We start from the raw sequence: 22276 nt of genomic DNA on the forward strand, positions 1-22276 counted from the left end.
TACACTGATGGCACATAGCCAATGAGGTGCAGTATGCAGATTTCCTCGCTTACATCCGGGCTTAGCCCCATCCAAGCCGCCGCCGCCCGCTTCGACAACGCCGCCACCCGCGTGGCCGGTATCGCCAATGACAGCAGCGCCCTGAACCAGTCCACCGGCTACCAGGCCCAGCGCCTAAACGCCGTAGACCCCAGCCAGCAAAACGACCTCGCTGCCGCTACCGTGGAGATGACCCAGGCGTTATTGCAGGTGCAAGCCGGGGCCAAGGTAGAGAAGGCGTCGGACCGGGCGTTGGGGATGATGATTGATACTTACGCCTGACCTACGCCACCCGTCGCTTGAGCCCGAGCTGACGTCCACGCCCCGCCCGCGCAGTCCCGCTGGCGGGGCGTTTGCTATTTATGACGCGTTATTTGCTTGAGGTAGGCCCCTTGACAACCCAGTTGGCATAAACGTATGTTTCAAACACCTGTTTGACGCGTCCGCCGCGGGTGGATGAGTCGATTATGCGGTTCTTCCCCTTACCGGATTCAGCACAGAGGTTTTCGTTATGCCCGATTACAAGGCCCCCTTGCGTGATATTCGCTTCGTACGCGACGAGCTGCTCGGCTACGAAGCCCATTACCAAAGCCTGCCGGGTTGCGAAGATGCGACGCCAGACATGGTCGATGCCATCCTGGAGGAAGGCGCGAAGTTCGCTGAGCAGGTGCTGGCGCCGTTGAACCGTGTAGGCGATCTGGAAGGCTGCACCTGGTCACCGGAGGGCGTAAAAACCCCGACGGGTTTCAAAGAGGCTTATAAGCAGTTCGTGGAAGGCGGCTGGCCAAGCCTGGCCCATGACGTGGCCCACGGCGGCCAAGGCCTGCCAGAATCGCTCGGGCTGGTGATCAGCGAACTGGTCGGTACCGCCAACTGGTCCTGGGGCATGTACCCTGGCCTGTCCCATGGCGCTATGAATACCATCTCCGCCCACGGCACCGAAGAGCAGCAGCACCAGTACCTGACCAAGCTGGTGTCCGGCGAATGGACCGGCACCATGTGCCTGACCGAACCACACTGCGGCACTGACCTGGGCATGTTGCGCACCAAGGCCGAGCCCCAGGCCGATGGCAGCTTCAAGATCAGCGGCACCAAGATCTTCATTTCCGCTGGCGAACACGACATGGCCGATAACATCGTGCATATCGTGTTGGCACGCCTGCCCGATGCACCGGCCGGCACCAAGGGCATTTCGCTGTTTATCGTGCCTAAATTCCAGCCCAACGCCGAAGGCGGCGTAGGTGAGCGCAACGGTGTGGCCTGTGGTTCCCTGGAGCACAAGATGGGTATCCACGGTAATGCCACCTGCGTGATGAACTTCGACGGTGCTACCGGGTTTTTGATCGGCCCGGCCAACAAGGGCCTGAACTGCATGTTCACCTTTATGAACACCGCGCGCCTGGGCACTGCCTTGCAAGGCCTGGCCCATGCGGAGCTGGCGTTCCAGGGCGGCTTGAAATACGCCCGCGACCGCCTGCAAATGCGCTCGCTCACCGGCCCCAAGGCACCGGACAAAGCCGCTGACCCGATCATCGTGCACCCGGACGTACGGCGCATGCTGCTGACCATGAAAGCCTTCTCCGAAGGCAACCGGGCCATGGTGTACTTCACCGCCAAGCTGGTGGATATCGTTAAGTTCAGCCAGGACGAAGACGAGAAAAAACGCGCCGATGGTTTGTTGGCCTTTATGACGCCCATCGCCAAGGCTTTTATGACCGAGGTGGGCTTCGAAGCCGCCAACCACGGTGTGCAAGTGTACGGGGGCCACGGCTTTATCGCCGAGTGGGGCATGGAGCAGAACGTGCGTGATGCACGGATTGCCATGCTGTACGAAGGCACCACCGGCGTGCAGGCCTTGGACTTGTTAGGCCGTAAAGTGCTGATGACCCAGGGTGAAGCGCTCAAGGGCTTTACCAAGATCGTGCACAAGTTCTGCCAGGCTCAGGAAGGCAATGCCGCGGTTGCGGAGTTCGTGGCACCCCTGGCCCAGTTGAACAAAGAGTGGGGCGAGCTGACTCTGAAAGTGGGCATGGCCGCCATGAAGGATCGTGAGGAAGTGGGGGCCGCCTCGGTGGATTACCTAATGTATTCCGGTTACGCTTGCCTGGCTTACTTCTGGGCCGACATGGCCCGGGTAGCCGCCGCCAAGCTAGCCGAGGGCACCGCCGAAGAGGCCTTCTACACCGCCAAGTTGCACACGGCGCGTTTCTACTTCCAGCGCATTCTGCCCCGCACCCGCACCCATGTGGCCGCGATGCTCAGCGGTGCTGGTAATCTGATGGCCCTGGAAGAGGCTGCGTTCGATCTGGGTTATTAATAGTCAGCATTGCAGGCAAAAAACCGCTGCTCTTTATAGGGGTAGCGGTTTTTTGCTAAGCCTAAAGCGATAAAAAGCATTTCTAGCGACTATCTTAATCTACTTCATCAATTTAACGGCGAGTGCGGAAAGTTCTTTGGCTAGTTGCGCATCAGTTTCGTCTATATCACCGTCTCCATCAAAATCTACTGTGGCATTTACCTTGTCGTAGTTTCCATCTTTCGCTGAGGAGGATACGAAAAAAGAATAATCCGATTTTTCTGATTTTTCTGATTTTTCTGATTTTTCTGATTTTTCTGATTTTTCTGATTTTTCTGATTTTTCCGATTCTTCGGATTCTTCGGATTCTTCCGATTTCTTAGATTTTTCAGGGTAATAAAGCTCTAACAGCAGTTCGGGATACTCATCTTTATCGATGTTAACCAAAGAAATTTTCAATTTTTCGTAAGTTGTCACGCTCATGATGCTGCCTCATTTTGTTTAACTCGATTTAACTCTATAGCTCTAGCGTTCATTAGGCGACTGACAGACTTGCCAGGTTGACAAGCCGTGAAGGTAGTGCTAATTGAGTCTGTACTCAGAGACGACTTGCCATTTTCAGACCAAACATCCGCCGCAGACCTGCTGCTTTGCTAAAGTTTTGTTCCGACCCTTGACCCGTGCCACAGTCTTGACCGGTACGGCAGGTACAAATAAAGGCACAATGCCACCAAACCCTAGCCGGGCCGGAGCCAGTCCTTTTGTTGCGTTCACCTACCTATCGTATAAGCCATTTCGTGCCGTCGATTCTGCTGCTGCTGGCAGGGTTGGCGGCTGCCTATATCCGGGACCTCAGCGTTTTTTTTACTTCGCTGTTCAACGTATTGCCCACCTTGGTGCTGTTGCTGGGCGGCGCTTATTGCGCGGTGTACCGGCGTCAGCGCGAGCTGTTTCTGATGGTCACGGTGTACGTGGCCTATTTCTTGTTGGACACTCAAACCGATTACTACCGAGACCACGGTAAGGTGCGGGAAGACGCCGCGGTGATCTTCCACCTGTGTTGCTTGTTACTGCCCATGCTCTACGGGCTGTTTGGATTGTGGCAGGAGCGTACCCACCTGGTGCAAGACATGGTGGCGCGGTTTGCTGTGCTGGTGGCGGTGGGTAGCGTGGCCGTGGGGCTTGAGCAGAGCTTTCCCCAAGCGCTGTTAGGCTGGCTGGCGGTGATTCGTTGGCCAGCCCTGCATGGGGAGTGGATGAGTTTGGTGCAGCTGGCGTACCCCGTATTTTTGCTGATGTTCGTATTGCTCGGCATGCAATACGTGCGCAACCCCCGGCCGCTGCATGCCGCGCAGGTGGTAGGCATGGTCGGTGTGTTCTGGATGTTGCCTAAAACCTTCATTTTGCCGTTTACGCTAAATATCATGTGCAGCCAGGTAATGCTGATGATCGCCGCGGCAGTGGCCCACGAAGCGTATCAAATGGCCTTCCGGGACGAGCTGACCGGCCTGCCAGGGCGCCGTGCCCTTAATGAGCGGCTGCAACGGCTGGGCCGGAACTATGTGATCGCCATGAGCGACGTGGACCATTTCAAGCGCTTCAACGACACTCACGGCCATGACGTGGGCGACCAGGTATTGCGCCTGGTCGCCAGTAAGCTAGGGCAGATCAGTGGAGGTGGCAAAGCTTACCGATACGGCGGTGAAGAGTTCGCCCTGGTGTTTGCCGGCAAAACGCTGGAAGAGTGCTTGCCGTACTTGGAAGCCGTACGGGAAGTAATCGCCAATTACATCATTCACTTGCGCGACCCTGATCGCCCAGCCGATGACCAGCAAGGTCGCCAGCGCCGAGGGGCCAGCGTGGCATCCCAAGTGTCGGTCACCGTCAGCATTGGGGTAGCGGAGCGGCAGCTGGACCAGCGCACGCCTGAGGAAGTGTTCAAGGCCGCGGACCAGGCGCTTTATGCCGCCAAGGGTGCGGGTCGCAATTGCGTGATCAGCCAGGGGTACAACCGACGTGGTGCCGTCCGTACCAAAACCGCCGCGTGACCATTATTGATTTTTTGGTCACGCCATGACGCTACGTCTCTAGTCTGTTGTTGGGATACACTGGCCCGCACCCTATTCGTGTTCTTGCGAGGTTCCCATGGCTGAGTACAAAGCGCCCTTGCGCGACATGCGTTTCGTCCTGGAGGACGTGTTCGACGCACCCGCGCTTTGGGCCAGCCTGCCTGCCCTGGCCGAGGTGGTAGACGCCGAAACCGCCATGGCTGTGCTGGAAGAAGCCGGAAAGCTCACCAGCACCGTCATCGCGCCCCTCAGCCGGGCCGCGGATGAAGAAGGTTGCCATTACGCCGACACTGTGGTCACCACGCCCAAGGGCTTTATCGAGGCTTACGCCACCTATGCCGAAGGTGGCTGGGTGGGTGTAGGCGGAGATCCGCGTTTCGGTGGCATGGGTATGCCCAAGGCGATTTCTGCCCAGGTCGAAGAGATGGTCAACGCCGCCAGCCTGGCCTTTGGCTTGTACCCCATGCTGACGTCCGGCGCATGCCTGTCCATCAGTGCCCATGCCAGCGAAGCCCTCAAGGCGCGATACCTGCCGAACCTGTATGCAGGGGTGTGGGCCGGCTCCATGTGCCTGACCGAACCCCATGCCGGCACGGACCTCGGGCTCATCCGCACCCGCGCCGCACCCCAGGCCGATGACAGCTATCGAGTCAGCGGTACCAAGATCTTCATCACTGGCGGTGAACACGACCTCACGGAAAACATCATTCACCTGGTGCTGGCCAAGCTACCGGACGCTCCCCCGGGCCCCAAGGGCATTTCACTGTTCCTGGTGCCTAAATACCTGGTGAACGACGACGGCAGCCTGGGTGCGCGCAATGCGGTAACCTGCGGCTCCATCGAGCACAAAATGGGTATCCAGGCGTCCGCCACCTGCGTAATGAATTTCGACGATGCCGAAGGCTATCTGGTGGGTGAGCCACACAAGGGCTTGGCGGCGATGTTCACCATGATGAACTACGAGCGCCTGGGCGTTGGCATCCAGGGGCTGGCCTCGGGCGAGCGCTCTTACCAGAACGCCATCGAGTATGCCCGCGAGCGCTTGCAGAGCCGTTCCCCCACTGGCCCGCAAGCGACGGACAAAGTAGCCGATCCGATCATCGTGCACCCAGACGTACGCCGCATGCTGTTGACCATGAAGGCCATGAACGAAGGTGGGCGAGCATTCTCTACCTATGTGGCGCTGCAGTTGGACGTGGCCAAGTATGCCGAGGACCCACAGGCCCGGGCCCGTGCGGAAAACCTGGTGGCCTTGCTCACGCCAGTGGCCAAGGCGTTTCTTACGGACGTAGGCCTTGAAACCACCGTGCACGGCCAGCAGATATTCGGCGGTCATGGGTATATCCGTGAATGGGGCCAAGAGCAGCTGGTGCGGGACGTGCGCATCACCCAGATTTACGAAGGCACCAACGGTATCCAGGCGCTGGACTTGATGGGGCGCAAGGTCGTAGGTAATGGCGGCGCCTTCTACCGGGTCTTCTCGGATGAAGTGCGGGCCTTCGCGGTTGAATCAGCCACTGACCTGAACGAGTTTACCGGCCCTCTGATCAACGCGTTGGACCTGCTGGATTCGCTTACCGCCTGGGTACTGGACCATGCCGCCGCCAATCCCCAGGAAATCGGCGCGGCCTCCGTAGAGTATTTGCAAGCCTTTGGGTATACCGCCTACGCCTATATGTGGGCACGTATGGCCAAGGCGGCAACGGCAGGCACTGATGAGGCTTTTTATGCTAGTAAATTGGGCACCGCGCGTTTTTACTTCGCCCGTTTGCTGCCCCGTGTTCATTCCTTGAGCGTATCAGTCAAAGCCGGAAGTGAGTCGCTGTATCTGCTGGACGTTGAACATTTCTGACGCGGCTTACAGGCTGTAAGCCATCGCTTACAGAGGCTGGTGCGGATGGCTGATTGGCGCCAACCCTGGGGTTAGGTATCTTGTGCACATGGACGTAGCGCAGGAAGCGCCGAACAGAACAGGGACACGAAAGGATTACTGCCAAGGTTGGCGGGACGATAAGGAATTCAGGGAAACAAGTCTGCAAACCCCGCCTCGGCGGGGTTTCTTGTTTGTGCGCGCCTATATTCCGCAGTGCAGCCTGTTTCAGCCCCGTAACCGGGCAATTGAGCGCTGAACCGCAACGGCGAGCCAGGGTCTGTGAGGTATACCCCTTAGAAGGAACATACCCCATGGACATCATTCGCATTATCTTCGCTATCTTGCTGCCACCCCTAGGCGTGTTCCTGCAGGTCGGGTTCGGTGGCGCGTTCTGGCTGAACATCCTGCTCACGCTGTGCGGGTATATCCCCGGGATTGTGCATGCCATTTATATCATCGCCAAGCGCTAGGTTTTTCTAAGCACTAGGCTTTATAAGCCCAGCGTAGAACAGCCATTCTTGCTCCAGCGCGTGCGCCAGGTTAGTCGCCTGCCGAAAGCCGTGACGCTCCTCTGGGTAATAGTGGGCCTGCACTTCGATCCCATTGGCTTCCAGTGACGCTACCATGTCTCTGGTTTGCTGAGGCACTACCACGGAGTCCAATTCACCTTGGAAGAAAATAACCGGCACGCGGATACGATCGGCATGGCGCAAGGGGGTGCGTTCTTCGTATCGCGCTCGATCCTGCTCGGGGTCGCCGATCAGCCAATCCAGGTAGTCAGCTTCGAACTTGTGGGTTTCTCGCGCTAACGTCATGGGGTCGCTAACGCCGTAAAGGCTTGCGCCCCCGTTGAAGGTATCCAGGAACGCCAAGGCGCAGAGGGTGGTATAGCCCCCTGCGCTGCCGCCTCGCACAAAAGCGTAGCGATCGCCCACCCACCCTTGCTTGCGCAACCAACCTACCACGTTCCCGGCATCTTCGACGTCACTCACGCCCCAGTTATGCCGCAAGGCCATACGGTAAGCGCGGCCGTAGCTACTGCTGCCTCGGTAATTGAGGTCGGCCACGGCAAAGCCGCGTTGGCACCAGAACTGAATACGCGGCTCTAGCACGGGATAACACGCCGACGTCGGGCCGCCATGGGCAAACACCAATAAGGGCGCATCGCTCGGGTTGCCCTGGGCCGGATAGAAAAACCCGTGAGCTTCACCGCTACCGCTAGGGTAGGTAAAGGCTTTGGGCAGGCTGACTCGATCGGCGGGCAGCAAGGGCTCACCCCCGGCGAGTACGTCCACCTGACCACTGGCCCGGTCCACAGCGATTACCGCCGGAGGCAGCAAGGGCGAGGCAGCGATGGCGTAGAGCCGATGCTGGTCGGCAGCCAGGCTACGGAAGCGGGTATAGCCCCCAGTGACGTCTTGCTGGGCGCCTTGGGCGTCTACTACCCCTAGAGCACCCACGCCGTCGTTGAACCAGGTTGCTACATAGCCGCCGCCTTGCAACGGCAGCCAAGTGATGGCGCCCAACTGCCAGGGCGCGGCGGCATGGTCGGCCTCCTGGCTAGGCACCATGGACCACCCCTTCGCGCCTTCTGCCCAGGGCTGCCAAAAGCCGTGACGATCGCTTAGGCACATCAGCCGCCCATTGGCATCGAAGCGGGGTTGTTGCAAGGATTCCTCGGCACGGTTGCCAGCGATGCATGCCGGTGTTTCCCACCGCCCACCGGGGGCGCGTTCCGCGCACATCAACCGGGTACGGGTCCAGGGCAACTCGGGGCGAATCCATTCGACCCAGGCCAGGCGCTGGCCGTCGGGGCTGATCGTTGCGGTCGCGTAGAAGTCCGCGCCTTCGGCTAATACTTGACGCTCGCCCGTGGCGGCATTCAGGCTGACCAGCCGATGAACGGGGTAGGGCGTGTCAGGGCATTCCTCGACCGCCAGTACCTGGCCGTGGTGCCAGGCCAGGCCGCCATAATGGTAGCCCCCACCGCTAACCAGTTGTGGCGCCGCCCCGGTCAGGGGTTGGCAGTACACCTGTTGGTCTTGCTCATTGACGAAATAAAGCGCTTCCGGGCCTGCGCAAAAGGAACCGCCGCCGTATTCGTACACGCGGCTACGTACGCTAAAGCCAGAGGGCGTGATGCAGTGCGCCTGGTTGTCTCGCCAATGGTAAAGGCGGCAACCGCCCTCCTCGGGGCGGTATTCGTTCCAGAACAGCCCTGCGCTGCTCAGGGCCAGCTCGGCGAAATCTCGGCCAGCGGCAACTACATCGGCAGCGCCTAGCGGTTCAGCCTCGGGCAATGAGTTTTGAGTTTCGGTCATTTCGGTAGGTGAGCTCTTCGATAGCAGTGGTACTGCGTTCGGCGTCCTCCCGTGCGGCGAGGATCACCCCGTGATGTGGGGATTTGGCGCATACCGGGTCGGCGTTACTGGCATCTCCGGTGAGCATGAACGCCTGGCAGCGGCAGCCGCCGAAGTCCTTTTCTTTTTCATCGCAGGAGCGGCACGGCTCGGGCATCCAGTCAAAGCCGCGGAAACGGTTGAACCCTAGTGAGCGGTACCAGATGTCATCCAGGGACTGGTTGCGCACGTTGGGGAATGCCACTGGCAATTGGCGGGCGCCATGGCATGGCAGCGCAGTACCATCTGGGGTGACTGTCAGGAACAGGCTCCCCCAGCCGTTCATGCAGCCTTTGGGGCGCTCTTCGTAGTAGTCAGGGGTGACGAAGATCAGCTTGCAGGGGTGGCCTTGGGCTTCGAGCCGCGCGCGGTATTCGTTGGTCACCCGCTCGGCCCGCTCCAACTGTTCGCGGGTAGGTAACAGGCCCACGCGATTAAGTTGTGCCCAGCCGTAGAACTGACAGGTCGCTAGCTCTACGAAGTCCGCTTCCAGGGCCAGGCACAACTCGATAATGCGGTCGATGCGGTCGATGTTATGCCGGTGAGTAACGAAGTTCAGCACCATGGGGTAACCCCGTGCCTTTACGGCGCGGGCCATGGCCAGCTTTTGCGCGAACGCTTTTTTGGACCCGGCCAGCAGGTTGTTCACCTCTTCGTCGCTGGCTTGAAAGCTGATTTGAATATGGTCCAGGCCAGCGGCTTTGAAAGTATCCAGGCGCGTTTCGGTCAAACCAATGCCAGAGGTAATCAGGTTAGTGTAGTAGCCCAGGCGCCGGGCCTCGCCGATCAGCTCGGCCAAGTCTTGGCGCACCAAAGGCTCGCCGCCGGAAAAGCCAAGCTGCGCCGCGCCCATTTCGCGGGCCTCGGCCATTACCCGAAACCACTCCTGAGTGGTCAGCTCCTGGCCTTGGGCAGCGAAATCCAAGGGGTTGGAACAGTACGGGCATTGCAGTGGGCAGCGGTAGGTCAGCTCAGCGAGCAGCCACAGCGGTAGCCCGGCCTTGGCGCCGCCCGGCTCAGGCGAGTTGGAGCCAGTGCTTTGCACGCGCCACCTCCATGAACTGCTCGACGTCGTCGGCCAGCTCCGGGACGCCAGGGAATTGCGCATCCAGGCTGGCGATGATCTGCGCAACACTGCGCCGACCGTCGATCAGCCCGCCGATGGCCGAGGCGCTTTCGTTAAGTTTGATCATGCCCTCTGGGTACAGCAGCACGTGGCCCTTTTGCGCGGGCTCGTACTGAAAGCGATAGCCGGGGCGCCAGGCAGGTACCTGTTCACGGTCGAAGCTCATAGTGGAATGCCTTTATGCCAAACCCGTTCGTGGGTCACGCTGTGATAAGGAGGGCGGTTCAGTTCGTAGGCCATGCTCATGGCGTCAAGCATGGACCAGAGGATGTCCAGCTTGAACTGCAAGATCTCCAGCATACGCTGCTGGCCCTCCACTGTGGTGTAGTGGGCCAGGGTGATTGCCAAGCCGTGCTCCACATCACGCCGGGCCTGGCCCAGGCGGGTGCGGAAGTATTCATACCCGGTCGGGTCGATCCAGGGGTAATGGGCAGGCCAGCTGTCGAGCCGAGACTGGTGGATCTGCGGCGCGAAGAGTTCGGTCAGCGAACTGCTGGCAGCTTCTTGCCAGTTGGCGCGGCGAGCGAAGTTGACATAAGCGTCTACCGCGAAGCGCACGCCAGGCAATACCAGCTCTTGCGAGCGCAGCTGGTCCGGGTCCAGCCCCACGGCCTGGCCCAGCCGCAGCCAGGCTTCAATGCCACCTTCCTCGCCGGGGGCGCCGTCATGGTCGAGCAGGCGCTGAATCCACTCGCGGCGCACTTCCCGATCCGGGCAGTTGGCCAGGATCGCCGCATCTTTAAGCGGGATGTTCACCTGATAGTAGAAGCGGTTGGCGACCCAGCCCTGGATTTGCTCACGGGTGGCGCGGCCCTCATACATGGCCACATGGAATGGGTGGTGAATATGGTAGTACGCACCCTTGGCGCGCAGGGCGTACTCGAACTGTGCCGGGGTCATGGGTTGTGCGCTCATCGCGGGCTCCTACAACTCGATGCTCATGCCATCGAACGCGACCTCTACCCCATGGCTCAATACCTGAGCGCGTTCGGGGGAGTCTTCGTCGAGAATGGGGTTGGTGTTGTTGATGTGGATCAGCACCTTGCGCGGTACGTTCAGCCCGTCGAGCACCTCCAGCATGCCGCCAGGGCCATTTTGGGCCAGGTGGCCCATTTCCCGGCCCGTGCGGGTGCCTACACCACGGCGCTGCATCTCGTCATCTTCCCACAAGGTGCCGTCCACCAGCAGGCAGTGGGCCTCGCCCATGCGTGCCAGCAGGTCGGCGCTCACCTGGCCAAGGCCTGGGGCGTAGAACAGGCGGCCGCCGGTGTTCACATCCTCGACGATCAAGCCGATGTTGTCCCCTGGGTGCGGGTCGAAGCGGTGCGGGGAGTAGGGTGGGGCGGCACTGCGCAGGGGCAGGGGGGTAAAGCGCAGCCCAGGGCAGGCGGGTACCACGAAGCTTTTATCCAGGGCGATACGTTGCCAGGCCAGGCCACCGTTCCAATGGCTGAGCATAGTGAACAGCGGGAACCCGGTAGTGAGGTCTTGATGAACCATGTCGGTACACCACACCAAGTGCGGGCAACCCTCGCGCAGGCTCAGCAGGCCGGTAGTGTGGTCGATTTGACTATCCAGCAAAATGATGCCGCCAATGCCGGTATCCCGCAGCGCTCGGCCCGGCTGCAAGGGCGCAAAGCTGTGCAACTGCGCGCGGATATCAGGGGAGGCATTGCACAGTACCCAATTGACGCCATCGTCAGACAGGGCAATGGAGGACTGGGTCCGTGGGCTGGCGCGCAACGTGCCATCACGCAGGCCGCGACAATTGGGGCAGTTACAATTCCACTGAGGGAAACCACCGCCCGCGGCGGAACCCAGGATTTGAACGTACATGATGGCTCCGTACACACCGGAAATAAAAACGCCCCGGCTGACCGAGGCGTAGGGCAACACACAAATGATTAACGATTGGCGAAGTACATGGTGACTTCAAAACCAATACGCAGGTCGGTGTAGGTCGGCTTGGTCCACATAGTGATCATCCTCGATGAGAAAGAAGGGCAGGCAAGGTTTAGTCCTCAGGTTAGCGGGGACGTTCACGCCAAGTCAGGGCGTATTGTAACCAAACTGCTCCGCCGGTCAGGTGAAAAATGCAGGAAAGCCTGTTGCGGGTTTGGTAAGAATGCGCGGCCCATGATGGCGGCGCCTATAAGGCGCCGCTTTGGCCTTAACGGCCCATGGCCTCCCAGCCGTCCGGTGGCTCGCCGCCATTGGCCAAGGCCAGCCAGCCATGTTCGGCATTGGCCAGGCGCCAGGCCGCGCTGACCAGCTCCGTTGACCGCAATGCGCCCAGGGCTTTTTGCAGGCGGTTGAGGTAATCCACGCCATGGCCGCTGAGGTGTGCCTGCCACAGGGTGTCGGCCAACTGGGTGGTGTCCAGTTCTTCCGGCTTGAGCCGGTTGATCAGCGCCTGGCGTTGGCCCGCCAGTTGTTCGCTGCCCAGATTACCGATCAACCGTGGTAGCTGCTTGAAAAAGTGCTCGAAGTGGCCGAGCAATGCCGCGTGGTCCGCGCTCGGCGACTGCACGCCAAACACCAACCCAGGCAGGCCGGCGATTTGCCGAAAGCTACTGAACACCGCGTAGCCCAATTGCAGCTCAACGCGCAGGCGCTGGTAAAAAGGCGCCTGGGCGATCTGTGCGATCAGCCGCCAGGCAGCGTCCTCACTGATGGACGCAGGCGGTGTGGGGCAAAACAGCAGCAGGGCATGCTCGCCTCCTGGCCCAGGTAGCGTGCTCCAGCGCTTGCCCTGCATGGGGCGAGCACGCGCTGGCATCTGCGGGTCTGGCCTGCCAGGCATGGTCCGTAGCGCATGATTCAGAGCGCTGCGGCTGACCTCGCAGAACCCTACCGCCAAGCCTTCCCAATGGGCATCGCTCCATAGCTTTAGCAGCTTTCCCGGCTGAGCGTCCTCGGGGCGTTGCCGCGCGGCCGCGCGCCCGTTTTCCACACAGTGCTCGGGTAGCTGGCGTAGTAGCTCGCGAATAGGCGTTTGCGCGGGTGTAGGAAGCGGTTCGGCGTGGCGCCATGCCTCTGGCGGCGGTGCGTTGCATAGAGCAAGCACATGCTCCAGCAAGGGCGCCATGGGCTCGCGTACGCCACTCAAGCGTAACTGCCAATCGTCGCCTAAACGCGTGAACAGTACTTTTACGCCCGCTTGCTTGGCTTCTTGGGTCAGCCGCTGCAGGCTACGCTCTACCACTTGCCATAACCCATTGCGATGCGCCGCACCCACCTGCCAGCGCAGTAGCAGTTCAGCATCCTGGCCGTTGCTTTCACTGCCGCTGGCGTAACGCATGGCAGGTAGGTCTGGAGCGGGGTGAGCCGGGCGGCGGCTTGGCCGCAGGAAGCGGTTGCGCTGTGGCAGCCGCCAATGGGCCCCGGTTAAAACGGGGGCTTGCGTCGCCGCTACGGGTAAAGGATGCAGCACGCCTTCCGGGCGCAATTGGGCTAGCAAGGCCCTTAATGCGCTCAGGCCCTGTTCATCTATCACGGGAGCATGCCACTGCGGTTGCGCCAGCCGTTGGGCCAGCTCTAGCGCCCCGCTGATCATGCTTTGTCGGCGTTGCAGCAGAGCGTACTCCTCGCGCAGCATCGGCCAGTCATCCAAGGCCTGGAAAAACTCTAGCCAGTCGAAGGTCAGCGCCGCCAAGGTAGGCAAGGCCTGCTGGCCGTTGGCAGTGAGGGCGAATTCGAGGTCTAGCAGGGCCTGGCCTTGATAGCGATAGTGTGTGGTTATGCGCAGGCTTTCGATCAGTTCACGGCGTAACAACTCGGCCTGCAGGCCGCCAGGCTGAGCGCTGGCGCACCAGGTGCTGAAGAAGGCCAGGGCCTGGGCGTTGCCTTCGGGCAACTCTTGGCAGGCAAACGCCAGGTTGAAGCGTGCCCCGGGGGGTTGCGGTAGGGGCTCGGCGCTTGCGTCTAGCATGGCAAGCGGTGCAGGCCTTGCGCGTGGCATGCCACGGGGCAGGGCCAGGCAGGTTCGCTGAGCGACGCGAGCGAGGTAGTCCGCAGGCTGCGGGCCAACCAGTGTCAGGGTCATCTGCCCGGTATGGTAGTGGTCCAGGTGAAACTGACGCAAGGCGATCTGAAAGTCCGGCCGCTCCAAGGGTAGGCTGTAGCGGTTGCCCGCATGGAACGCCCGCAACGGGTGCCTGGCCGACAGCGCGCAGGTCAGCCACTGCTGGTGGTGAGCCTCGTTGCCCCGTGCCCAACTGATGAACTCGGCATGCAGCACTTCGCGCTCACGGCGCTGATCTGTGATGCTTAACCTAGGGTTGGCCAACATCTCGCACAGGCGTTCCAGGGCGCCAGCAAACGCAGATATGGGGACCTCGAAGAAATAGTCCGTGGTGCGCTCGGCGGTTTTGGCATTGAGCTGGCCACCCTGGCGCTGCACGAACGGCATCAATGCCTGGTCGTTGGCGAAGCGAGTAGTCCCCAAAAAGAATAAATGTTCCAGAAAATGCGCCAGGCCAGGCCAGGCAGGGTCGACATCATGGCTACCGGCATCGACTCGCAGGAATGCAGCCGCGCGCTTAAGGCGTGGCTCATGACAAATTCGTACGCGTAGCCCGTTGTCGAGTACCAAAGTGTCGCTTGCGGCTAAAGAAGCAGCAGACATAGGGATCCGATCCAAAGGCAACAGGCCTTTATCGTAGCGGATCTTCGGGAAAGCGAGGGGAATTTTCGTACAAAAGAAACGGCTGCATCGGCAGCCATTCCGGGCTGTTCCTTAGAGAAATGGGCCTTTTGCCACTATTCATGGGGCGAATCAATCCATCGCTTGGCTTTCCGGGCCTTATTGCAACTCCCGCGCGTGCTGGTTTTCTGCCTTCGCCGGGCGGCGTGCCCTGAGGTTGCCACCGTCTAAGGCATTGAGCCGCTCGTTTACCAGCCTGGCGGAAGCATGCCAGCTGAACCGCGCTACGTTACGCAGCCCAAGGGTGCGCAGGTGATCGGCAATGGCAGGGTTATCCAGCACCAAGGCCATGGCGCGGGCCATTTGGTCGATGTCCAAAGGCTCGAAATACAGCGCACTTGATTGCAACACTTCGGGGATAGACGCTGCGTTGGCGGCCAGCACCGGGCAGCCACAGGCCTGGGCTTCCAAGGGCGGAATGCCGAAACCTTCATACAGCGAAGGGAACACGAATGCCGAAGCCAGTTGGTACTGCTCGATCAGTTGTGTATCGGTCAGCCGCCCGAGCATGCGTATCCGTGGGTTATCCACACGCTGCTGACGCACGCTGGCATGGCCAAACAGATTATTACCACCCTCGACGATACGCAGTTCCACTTCAGGGTGGCTTTTGAGGCGCAAGAAGGCTTCGATCAGCCGGCCAATGTTTTTATGGGCACTTGGCGAAGCCACGGCCAGCAAGTAGGGCCGGGGGATTTCCAGCCGTCGTGGCTTGAATGCATCGCCTACCGCGTTGGGCACCACTAATACTCCGGGCTGAGGCATGCCGTAGAATTCAGCCAGTTCGCGTTTGGAGAACTCGCTTACGGTGATCAGGCCTTGAGCGTGCTTGAGCATTAGCGGCGTCATCAAACGCTGGGCCGTGCGCGCCGCTCGGCTGTAGCTTTCCGGATAACGCACATGGCTAAGGTCGTGCTGAGTGACCAGTTGCCGGCGATAGAACAGCGGCGCCGTGGCGCATAGCGACAGCAGCCAAGGAGTACCCTGGCGCCTAAGGTACAAGGGCAGGTCCAGTTGCTCCCACAGGTGCCCACTGCGACGGCCTACCACTTGGGCGCCCAGGGCCTTGGCTGTTTCCTCCCGAACGATACCCGGCGGAGAGACAAAAACCAGGTCGTTGCGCATGGCTTTGAGCGACAGACAAATCTGCTCGGCAAAGCGTTGTACGCCACGAAGCTCCTCAGTCAAAAAGCGAGCGTTGATGACGATCATATCCAATACATCCTTGCGCAACGTTTTATGGAAAGCAGGAGGGGGATGCAGGTGAACATCGACGTAAGGGCTGAGCTAAGCAGCCTATGGCCTAAGAGCAGCACGCATGAAGCTCTGATAACCTGCAAGAAAGGGCTATATCCACCCTAAGTAGAAAGGTGTCAATCCTTTGCAACGGAAAAAATTGCGCAACAATACTTACATTGCTATTTACTATTTAAACTATTGATTAGTAAGCAATTTTATTTTTGGCGCCATCACTTTGATGGCTCTCGGTGCTTTTAAGCCCGTAGGCCTTTCAGGACGCCTTTTTCAAAGTGCTATCTGAGCCCAATTAATTGATTTTTAAGTAAATATCTTCAAGGTGCGGAGAGCGGCTTGTGCTAGGCCGTCATTTAACGATGGCGCCATTTAAGCGGCACGGGGCCATTACCGGTACAAGGCCGCGTCGGAATATTGGCCAGGCTTTAAGGCCGTAGGTACAAGCTTGCGCGGCGGTCCGTCAAATAGGGGGTGGCTTTGCGTACCTTTAGCAGGTGCTCAGCGCTCAGCTCTGTGATCAGTAAGCACTCTTCGGCACCTGCTAGTGCCAATTGGGCGCCATCTGGACCGCTCAGGCTGCTGAGGCCGCAGTACTTAAGTGTGCCTTCCTTGCCACAGTAATTGGCGTAGGCGAGGTAACAACCGTTTTCGTAAGCCCGGGCGCGTACGGTGACTTCAGCCACTAGCTCAAAGCCTGCCATGTTCGCAGTGGGCACCAGTACCAGTTGCGCCCCCGCCAAGGTTAACTGGCGTACGGCTTCAGGAAACTCCACGTCGTAACAGATCAGCAGCCCGAGCTTCCAGCCGTTCAATTCAGCTACCTCAAAGCCCCCGTCCCCTGGGCTGAACATGGCGCTGTCCAACTCACCGAACAGGTGGGCCTTGCGGTAATCCAGCAATCGCGTGCCGTGGGCGTCGACCAACTGAGCAGCGTTATAGATCGCGCCATCGGTGCCCGCTTCAGGATAGCCATAAGCAATGGCTATCCCCTGAGCCTTGGCAATAGCAGCCACCTCACTGGGCACCGCGCCATCCGAGCGCTGGGCGTGGCGGGCCGCGGCCTGCGGGCCGATGTTGTAGCCGCTGGTGAACATTTCGGGGAACACCACCAATCCCGCGCCTTGCCGCGCTGCCTCGGTGGCCCAGGTTTCCAGCCGGGCAAGATTGGCCGCCGGCTGGTTGGGCCCCGCTGGGCCTTGGTAAAGCGCGATTCGCATAGGGTTAGTCCGGTAGGGCCACGGGGCCCAGGGTGTCGAATACATCCCCAGGGCCAGGGTTGGCCGCGGTGGTTTTGCCGCCGAAGTGGTTCATGATGCCCCATACCGCATTGAGGGATGTTTGTACCGCCCCCTCTACCCAGGCAGGGGTCCAGGACACGTCATCCCCTGCAATGAAGATCCCGCGCTGTTCAGCAGGCATGTCCTTCTGGATAAAGTGCGCGTACATCCGCCGGTTATAGCGGTAATGGCCAGGAAGCGCCCCTTTAAAGGCGCCCAGGAAGTGTGGGTCGGCCTCCCAGGACACCGTAATGGGGTCGCCGATAATGTGCCCGGCAATGTCCACGGTGGGGTAAATTTTTTTCAGTGCATCCAGGGCCAGCTTCACGCGTTTTTCCACAGGGTGAGGCAGCATTTTCAGCGCGTCGCTCATCCACGAATACGATAGGCAGATTACCCCCGGCTTGCCTTCGCCGTTATCGAACAGGTAAGTGCCGCGGGTAAGCCGGTCGGTCAGCGTCATGCTCATGGTGTCGCGGCCGGTGACTGGGTCTTTATCCTTCCAGAAGGGGCGGTCCACCATCACGAAGGTTTTTGACGACTGCATATAGCGGGTGCGGTCCAAGGCCATCCACATCTTCTGCGAGAACAAGGATTCTTCACATTCGATCTGAGTGGTCAGCAGCCAGCTCTGGCAGGTGGCGAGCACGGCAGGGTAATGGCGCACATGGCCCCATACGTCGGTGACCGCGAACTGGCCATCGTTTCCACGGGTAACCTTTTGCACGCCACAGCGGGGCGCGCCGCTGTGCAGGCTGCTCAGGCTGGTGCCCTCCGGCCAATGGGCGCAACGCTCCGGCACATGCTGCCAGATGCCCAACGGCACCTGCTCGACCCCGCCCACCACCAAGTGCTGGTGGTCGTCACAGTTGGTCATGACCACCCGCAGGATTTCCAGCATGGAGTTGGGGAAGTCCGAATCCCAGCCACCGGTGCCAAAACCTACCTGGCCAAACACCTCGCGGTGCTGGAAGGTCAGCCCTGCGAAAGATTTAGACGTGGCCACGAAGTCATAAAAGGTGCGGTCGTCCCATAATGGCACCAGCGTGTCCCACAGTGTTTTAAGGCGGGTTACATCACGGTCGCGGATCGCTTGCTGAATGTCTTTGAAGTGCGCCCGTTCTTCCAAGGCATCCGCCCAAGCATCGGCAACCTCCTGGAACATGGGAGGTAATTCGGCGGCGCTCTCGGCGTAGTAGGTTTGGCCCTCCAAGTCGATGACCGTGCTGCCAGAAGCCGCCGTCAACGGGTTAGGGAAGGGCTTGGTCTCCAGGCCGAGCATGTCCACATAGTGGTAGAAGGCCGTGGAGGATACTGGAAAACGCATGCCGCCCAGTTCTGCGATGATGCCTTGGCCGCCTTCGAAGGGCTTGGAGCGCAATCGCCCACCTAGCCGCGATGCCTCGTATACCACGGGCCTTAGCCCCAGCTTCATCAGCTCATAAGCCGCCACCAAGCCAGCGATACCCGCGCCAATGATGGCGACTTCCTTGCCATGGTTGGCCTCGGGAATGCTGCCCAAGCCATCGGGGTGTTCGATCCACTGATCAAAGGCGAAGGGGAAATCCGGCCCGAACACTGTGATCGGCTTATCGAAGCCGGCGGGATGGCGGTTGGGCTTGAGCATGAGCACCTCACGAAAATACGGTGATGACAGTATAAAAAACACTGCAGGGCATTCTAGGGAGGCGCGGGCACGTTATTAAGGCGCAGAGTGCAGGCTTTCTGCGCAATTTTTAGTCATTTTGCATAAAAGGTAGAAAGAAACGACGAAGGTTGGCCGTTTGGCTTCACGCCCGCCCGCGATCGACCTTGGTGCTGAGAATGATAGAAGTGGTGGTTTTCTCCACGCCTTCCAGGCCGCCGATTTGATCCAGCAGTTGATCGAGCTGCTCGGGAGAATCACTTCGCAGCCATGCCACGTAGTCGAATTCGCCACTGACCGCGCACAGTTGCTGAACCTGCGCCATGGTGCCCAAGTGCTTGAGCACTTCACGGCCCGCCTTGGGCTGCACGGTGATACCCACATAGGCCTGCAAGCCGCCGGTGAGCACCCGCTGGGCCAGGCGCACGCCATAACCGACAATAATGCCGGTACGTTCCAAGCGGGCCAGCCGAGAGGTTACCGTAGTGCGAGCGATACCCAGTTTACGCGCCAGGGTAGCCACGCTCTCGCGGGCATTGACCTGCAAGGCGGCGATCAGTTGACGGTCTACACCATCCAGGGAAAAGGCGCTTTGATCGTTCATAGGGCTCGGCAGGCAAGGGCTTGGGACTATCCTAGTAAACCAAGCGGCGGCAGTCACTGGTTATCTTCTCTGAAATATTTGTACATATGAAGCCATGCAAGTTTGTCTATCAACGCTTAGCGCGCGTCAGTATTCAAGCGTATCAGTGGGTATACCTATCACAACGAAGTTTATAGGTGCCTGGGCTAACGACACCTGTATGTCTTCGAGTAAATAAGAAAGTTTGTTTCTACAGGTAAGCATTACCCGCTTCGCAAACGTTGCCCACTGCTGACATCACCCTTCTAAAGGCTGCAGAGGGTGACACTGTTTCTACCTGCCACGGTCATCTGAAGGGTGCGTTTCCTCGAAGCCAGGACGAAGTACCTACCGTTGATCCGCGAAGTGGCAATGTGCCCTGAACGCCGCTTCGTCTGCTTCTTCAAATAGATACGCGGGCTGCCTTGCATGCTCGTACCGGTTGGCACTCCCGCCCGGCCGTGTCCTAGTTTGAGGAACTTGCTTATGCGTTCATCCCGTTTGCTCCAATGCGCCTTGGTAGTCGCCGTGGCCGCAGGTGTCGCCACACTGACCGGTTGCGCCCGTGACCCTGAAAAGCCCACGCTCTCTGAGCTGGCGGTCAGCTCTACTAAAAGCCTGTTCCGCACTGACAGCGATATGCAGAAAGTACTAAACGCCCAGGCGGCGTTCGACCCCAAGGCCATTGAGAAAACGACTCCGGATGAGGCGCGCAAGCAGCCCACCGTGGCGGATGCCGTCAAGCGTGTACTGGCCGACCAAGGTAAAGACGCCAGCCCAACCGCACTCGTACCGGGCGTTTCCAGCAAGGACATCACGGTCACTGGCGCGGCGGGTAACCTCCCTGCAACTGTGTATACCCCAGCGGGCACTGGCCCGTTCCCGGTGGTGTTGTACTTCCACGGTGGCGGCTGGGTAATCGCTGACCGCACCGTGTACGACGGCGGCGCACGCGGCCTGGCCAAACAGGCCAACGCCATTGTGGTGTCGGTCGACTACCGCCGCGCCCCGGAAGCCAAGTTCCCGGCTGCCCATGAGGATGCCGTGGCAGCCTGGAAGTGGCTGGGCAGCAACGCCGCTAGCCTGGGTGGTGACCCCAAGCGCCTGGCCTTGGCGGGTGAAAGTGCCGGTGGCAACCTGGCGGTCGCTACTGCCATCGCAGCCCGCGACAAAGGCTTGAGCGTGCCTAAGCATGTGTTGGCGGTATACCCGGTTGCCCAAACCAACACCGATACCCCGTCGTACCTGAAGTACGCCGACGCCAAGCCGCTGAATCGCCCGATGATGCTGTGGTTCGTGGCTAACGTGACCAAAGGCGCGGCTGATTTGAAAGACCCGCGCCTGGACTTGGTACACGCCAACCTGCGCGGCTTGCCACCCGTTACCCTGATCAACGCCGAGATCGACCCCCTGCGTGACGACGGTGCCCAGCTTGAGCAAGCCCTGCGCGCCCAAGGTGTGCCGGTGGAGCGTAAGCTTTACGACGGTGTGACCCATGAATTCTTCGGTACCGCGGCAGTGGTGCAGAAGGCTCAGGAAGCCCAGGCCTACGGTGGCGAGCGCCTCAAATCCAGCTTCTGATATACCTACAACGGCCTTGCGCTGTTAGGTAGACGAAAGGCCGTACTCCCAGGGGTATGGCCTTTTGCTTAGGGGCAGGCTGGCTCAACGGCATTGATCACATACCGTGTGCTGCGCCCGCCTCCCGCCAAGCGTGTGATGCAACCTTTGTCCAGAAGGTCGGTTAGGTGCCGAGTTGCCGTGGCTTTGGACACCTTGGCTACCGCTTAGTATTGAGCCGCGCTGATGCCTGATTCGAATCCTCGTTCCCCTCCATCGAGCAGCCGGTTTAGTACTTTGGTTTGCTCCGCCATTAGTTCGTCCGTGCGATGCAGCTGCCAGAAGCGTGCTTTGGCGACTACCCTGTGGATGCGTTCAAGGGCAGCGTTCTGGCTACGCAATAGCGTGTGCAGGAACCAGGTCAGCCAAGGGGTGATATCCAGGCCGCTTTTTTGGCTAGATTCAAGTATTTGGTAATAACCTGCGCGGTCTTCCAAAATGCTGGCAGAGAGCGCAAACAGGCGAATGCCTTGGTTGTCTGACTGGGCAAGAGCAAGATCAGTCAAGGCGCGGGTCAATCGCCCGTTACCATCGTCGAAAGGGTGTAGCGTCACAAACCAGAAGTGAGCGATACCTGCTCGTAGCAATGGGTCTAGGGTAGATTCGGTGCGGCTATGGTTGAACCATTCCATGAAACGTTGCAATGCGTCTTCCAAGCCCTTCCGGGGCGGCGCCTCAAAATGGACCTTAGGCGGGTCTAGCCGCCCGGACACTACCTGCATAGGGTCACTGCCGCGCAACTCGCCTACCTTCAAAGAAGTACCTAGCAGCGTGGGCTCTGTTGGGAATAGCCAGCGATGCCACTTAAACAACCGCTTTACTGTAAGCGGGCGATCGTAGTTGCCGGTGACATCGAGCAATAGTTCTGCCAACCCTTCGCTGCGCGCGCTAGGCGCCCCGTTGTCAGGAACACCTAACCGTCGTGCCAGTGAAGAGCGCACAGAGCGTGCGTCTAGTGGCTCTCCTTCGATGGCTGAGGAGGTAAGGATATTTTGTAAGAGCGCGTTGAGTTGCTGCTGCGCGTCGGTTGCCCCTTCTACCGCGCCGGCCATACCGAGTAGCCGACCTTGAGCCTGCAAGCAGGCACGCAGAGCAGGCGCTAGCGTGCCTGTGCCCCATGTAAATTGCGGCCAGTCTGGGTGTTGCCAGATCCAATGGGAATGTGCATACCTTGAGCCTCGAAGTGTGAGCCGAATAGATCGGCTAATCGGCTCATCATTGCCCTCATGAAAGCCAAAGGCCAGCCGATGAGCAATGGGCAGCCTACCGTTCGGCCAATTATGGCCAACCCTGCGCACCAATTTTCCAATGCAGTGTCATACTGCCACTATTGGCGCGTTAGCTGAGGCGC

At 59.6% G+C, this 22276-nt stretch carries 18 protein-coding genes and 1 pseudogene; 6 read left to right on the forward strand and 13 right to left on the reverse strand.

Features of this window, described 5'->3' with window-relative positions:
• Positions 1-33 precede the first annotated feature (33 nt).
• Positions 34-321, forward strand: a complete 288-nt coding sequence (locus ACWKV4_RS04015) for a pyrroloquinoline quinone biosynthesis protein PqqE (RefSeq protein ID WP_483830983.1) — start codon at positions 34-36, stop codon at positions 319-321.
• A 229-nt stretch (positions 322-550) separates the two neighbouring features.
• Positions 551-2356 (forward strand): phenylacyl-CoA dehydrogenase, encoded by a 1806-nt coding sequence (locus ACWKV4_RS04020; RefSeq protein ID WP_483830982.1) that lies wholly within the window; start codon positions 551-553, stop codon positions 2354-2356.
• 99 nt (positions 2357-2455) lie between these two features.
• On the opposite strand, the gene ACWKV4_RS04025 is transcribed toward ACWKV4_RS04020, so the two are convergent.
• Positions 2456-2818: a hypothetical protein gene (locus ACWKV4_RS04025; protein WP_483830981.1), complete on the reverse strand. Its 363-nt coding sequence runs from the start codon at positions 2816-2818 to the stop codon at positions 2456-2458.
• A 278-nt stretch (positions 2819-3096) separates the two neighbouring features.
• Between ACWKV4_RS04025 and ACWKV4_RS04030 the strand changes: the two genes are divergently transcribed.
• From ACWKV4_RS04030 to ACWKV4_RS04040, 3 genes are all read left to right on the forward strand, one after another.
• Positions 3097-4383 carry a GGDEF domain-containing protein gene (locus tag ACWKV4_RS04030; RefSeq protein WP_483830980.1) on the forward strand — a complete coding sequence of 429 codons (1287 nt, stop codon included), beginning with the start codon at positions 3097-3099 and terminating at the stop codon, positions 4381-4383.
• 97 nt (positions 4384-4480) lie between these two features.
• Positions 4481-6256: an acyl-CoA dehydrogenase C-terminal domain-containing protein gene (locus ACWKV4_RS04035; RefSeq protein WP_483830979.1), complete on the forward strand. Its 1776-nt coding sequence runs from the start codon at positions 4481-4483 to the stop codon at positions 6254-6256.
• A 332-nt stretch (positions 6257-6588) separates the two neighbouring features.
• Positions 6589-6747, forward strand: coding sequence for a YqaE/Pmp3 family membrane protein (locus ACWKV4_RS04040; RefSeq protein ID WP_168085420.1), 159 nt, complete (start codon positions 6589-6591; stop codon positions 6745-6747).
• A gap of 6 nt (positions 6748-6753) precedes the next feature.
• Here the strand turns inward: ACWKV4_RS04040 and ACWKV4_RS04045 are convergent, their stop codons facing one another.
• From ACWKV4_RS04045 to ACWKV4_RS04095, 11 genes are all read right to left on the reverse strand, one after another.
• Positions 6754-8598, reverse strand: a complete 1845-nt coding sequence (locus tag ACWKV4_RS04045) for a S9 family peptidase (protein ID WP_483830978.1) — start codon at positions 8596-8598, stop codon at positions 6754-6756.
• Positions 8564-9721 (reverse strand): pyrroloquinoline quinone biosynthesis protein PqqE, encoded by a 1158-nt coding sequence (gene pqqE / locus ACWKV4_RS04050; protein ID WP_483830977.1) that lies wholly within the window; start codon positions 9719-9721, stop codon positions 8564-8566. The genes ACWKV4_RS04045 and pqqE overlap by 35 nt, the downstream gene beginning before the upstream one ends.
• On the reverse strand, positions 9693-9968 hold the full coding sequence (pqqD, locus tag ACWKV4_RS04055; protein ID WP_483830976.1) for a pyrroloquinoline quinone biosynthesis peptide chaperone PqqD: 276 nt from the start codon (positions 9966-9968) through the stop codon (positions 9693-9695). The genes pqqE and pqqD overlap by 29 nt, the downstream gene beginning before the upstream one ends.
• Positions 9965-10717: a pyrroloquinoline-quinone synthase PqqC gene (pqqC, locus tag ACWKV4_RS04060; protein WP_483830975.1), complete on the reverse strand. Its 753-nt coding sequence runs from the start codon at positions 10715-10717 to the stop codon at positions 9965-9967. Before pqqC ends, pqqD begins: the two co-directional genes overlap by 4 nt.
• Positions 10718-10726: 9 nt before the next feature.
• Positions 10727-11638, reverse strand: coding sequence for a pyrroloquinoline quinone biosynthesis protein PqqB (pqqB, locus tag ACWKV4_RS04065; protein WP_483830974.1), 912 nt, complete (start codon positions 11636-11638; stop codon positions 10727-10729).
• Positions 11639-11706: 68 nt separating this feature from the next.
• Complete coding sequence (gene pqqA / locus ACWKV4_RS04070; protein ID WP_124086857.1) at positions 11707-11778, reverse strand: pyrroloquinoline quinone precursor peptide PqqA; 72 nt, start codon at positions 11776-11778, stop codon at positions 11707-11709.
• Positions 11779-11972: 194 nt separating this feature from the next.
• The gene (pqqF, locus tag ACWKV4_RS04075) at positions 11973-14429 is read right to left on the reverse strand and encodes a pyrroloquinoline quinone biosynthesis protein PqqF (RefSeq protein WP_483830973.1); all 2457 of its coding nucleotides are present in this window, start codon (positions 14427-14429) and stop codon (positions 11973-11975) included.
• Positions 14430-14606: 177 nt separating this feature from the next.
• A complete protein-coding gene (locus ACWKV4_RS04080) occupies positions 14607-15719 on the reverse strand; it encodes a glycosyltransferase family 4 protein (RefSeq protein ID WP_483830972.1) in 1113 nt (370 codons plus the stop codon).
• 467 nt (positions 15720-16186) lie between these two features.
• Complete coding sequence (locus tag ACWKV4_RS04085; protein ID WP_483830971.1) at positions 16187-16978, reverse strand: carbon-nitrogen hydrolase family protein; 792 nt, start codon at positions 16976-16978, stop codon at positions 16187-16189.
• 4 nt (positions 16979-16982) lie between these two features.
• Positions 16983-18665 (reverse strand): flavin monoamine oxidase family protein, encoded by a 1683-nt coding sequence (locus tag ACWKV4_RS04090; protein WP_483830970.1) that lies wholly within the window; start codon positions 18663-18665, stop codon positions 16983-16985.
• Between the two features lie 163 nt (positions 18666-18828).
• A complete protein-coding gene (locus ACWKV4_RS04095; protein WP_483830969.1) occupies positions 18829-19287 on the reverse strand; it encodes an Lrp/AsnC family transcriptional regulator in 459 nt (152 codons plus the stop codon).
• A gap of 504 nt (positions 19288-19791) precedes the next feature.
• Between ACWKV4_RS04095 and ACWKV4_RS04100 the strand changes: the two genes are divergently transcribed.
• Entirely contained in the window at positions 19792-20886 is a 1095-nt protein-coding gene (locus tag ACWKV4_RS04100) for an alpha/beta hydrolase (RefSeq protein ID WP_483830968.1), read from the forward strand.
• A gap of 68 nt (positions 20887-20954) precedes the next feature.
• Here ACWKV4_RS04100 and ACWKV4_RS04105 read toward each other — a convergent pair.
• Positions 20955-22121: pseudogene (locus ACWKV4_RS04105) on the reverse strand (Fic family protein).
• Positions 22122-22276: the final 155 nt, after the last annotated feature.

The sequence above is a fragment of the Pseudomonas artemisiae genome, from assembly GCF_057128685.1.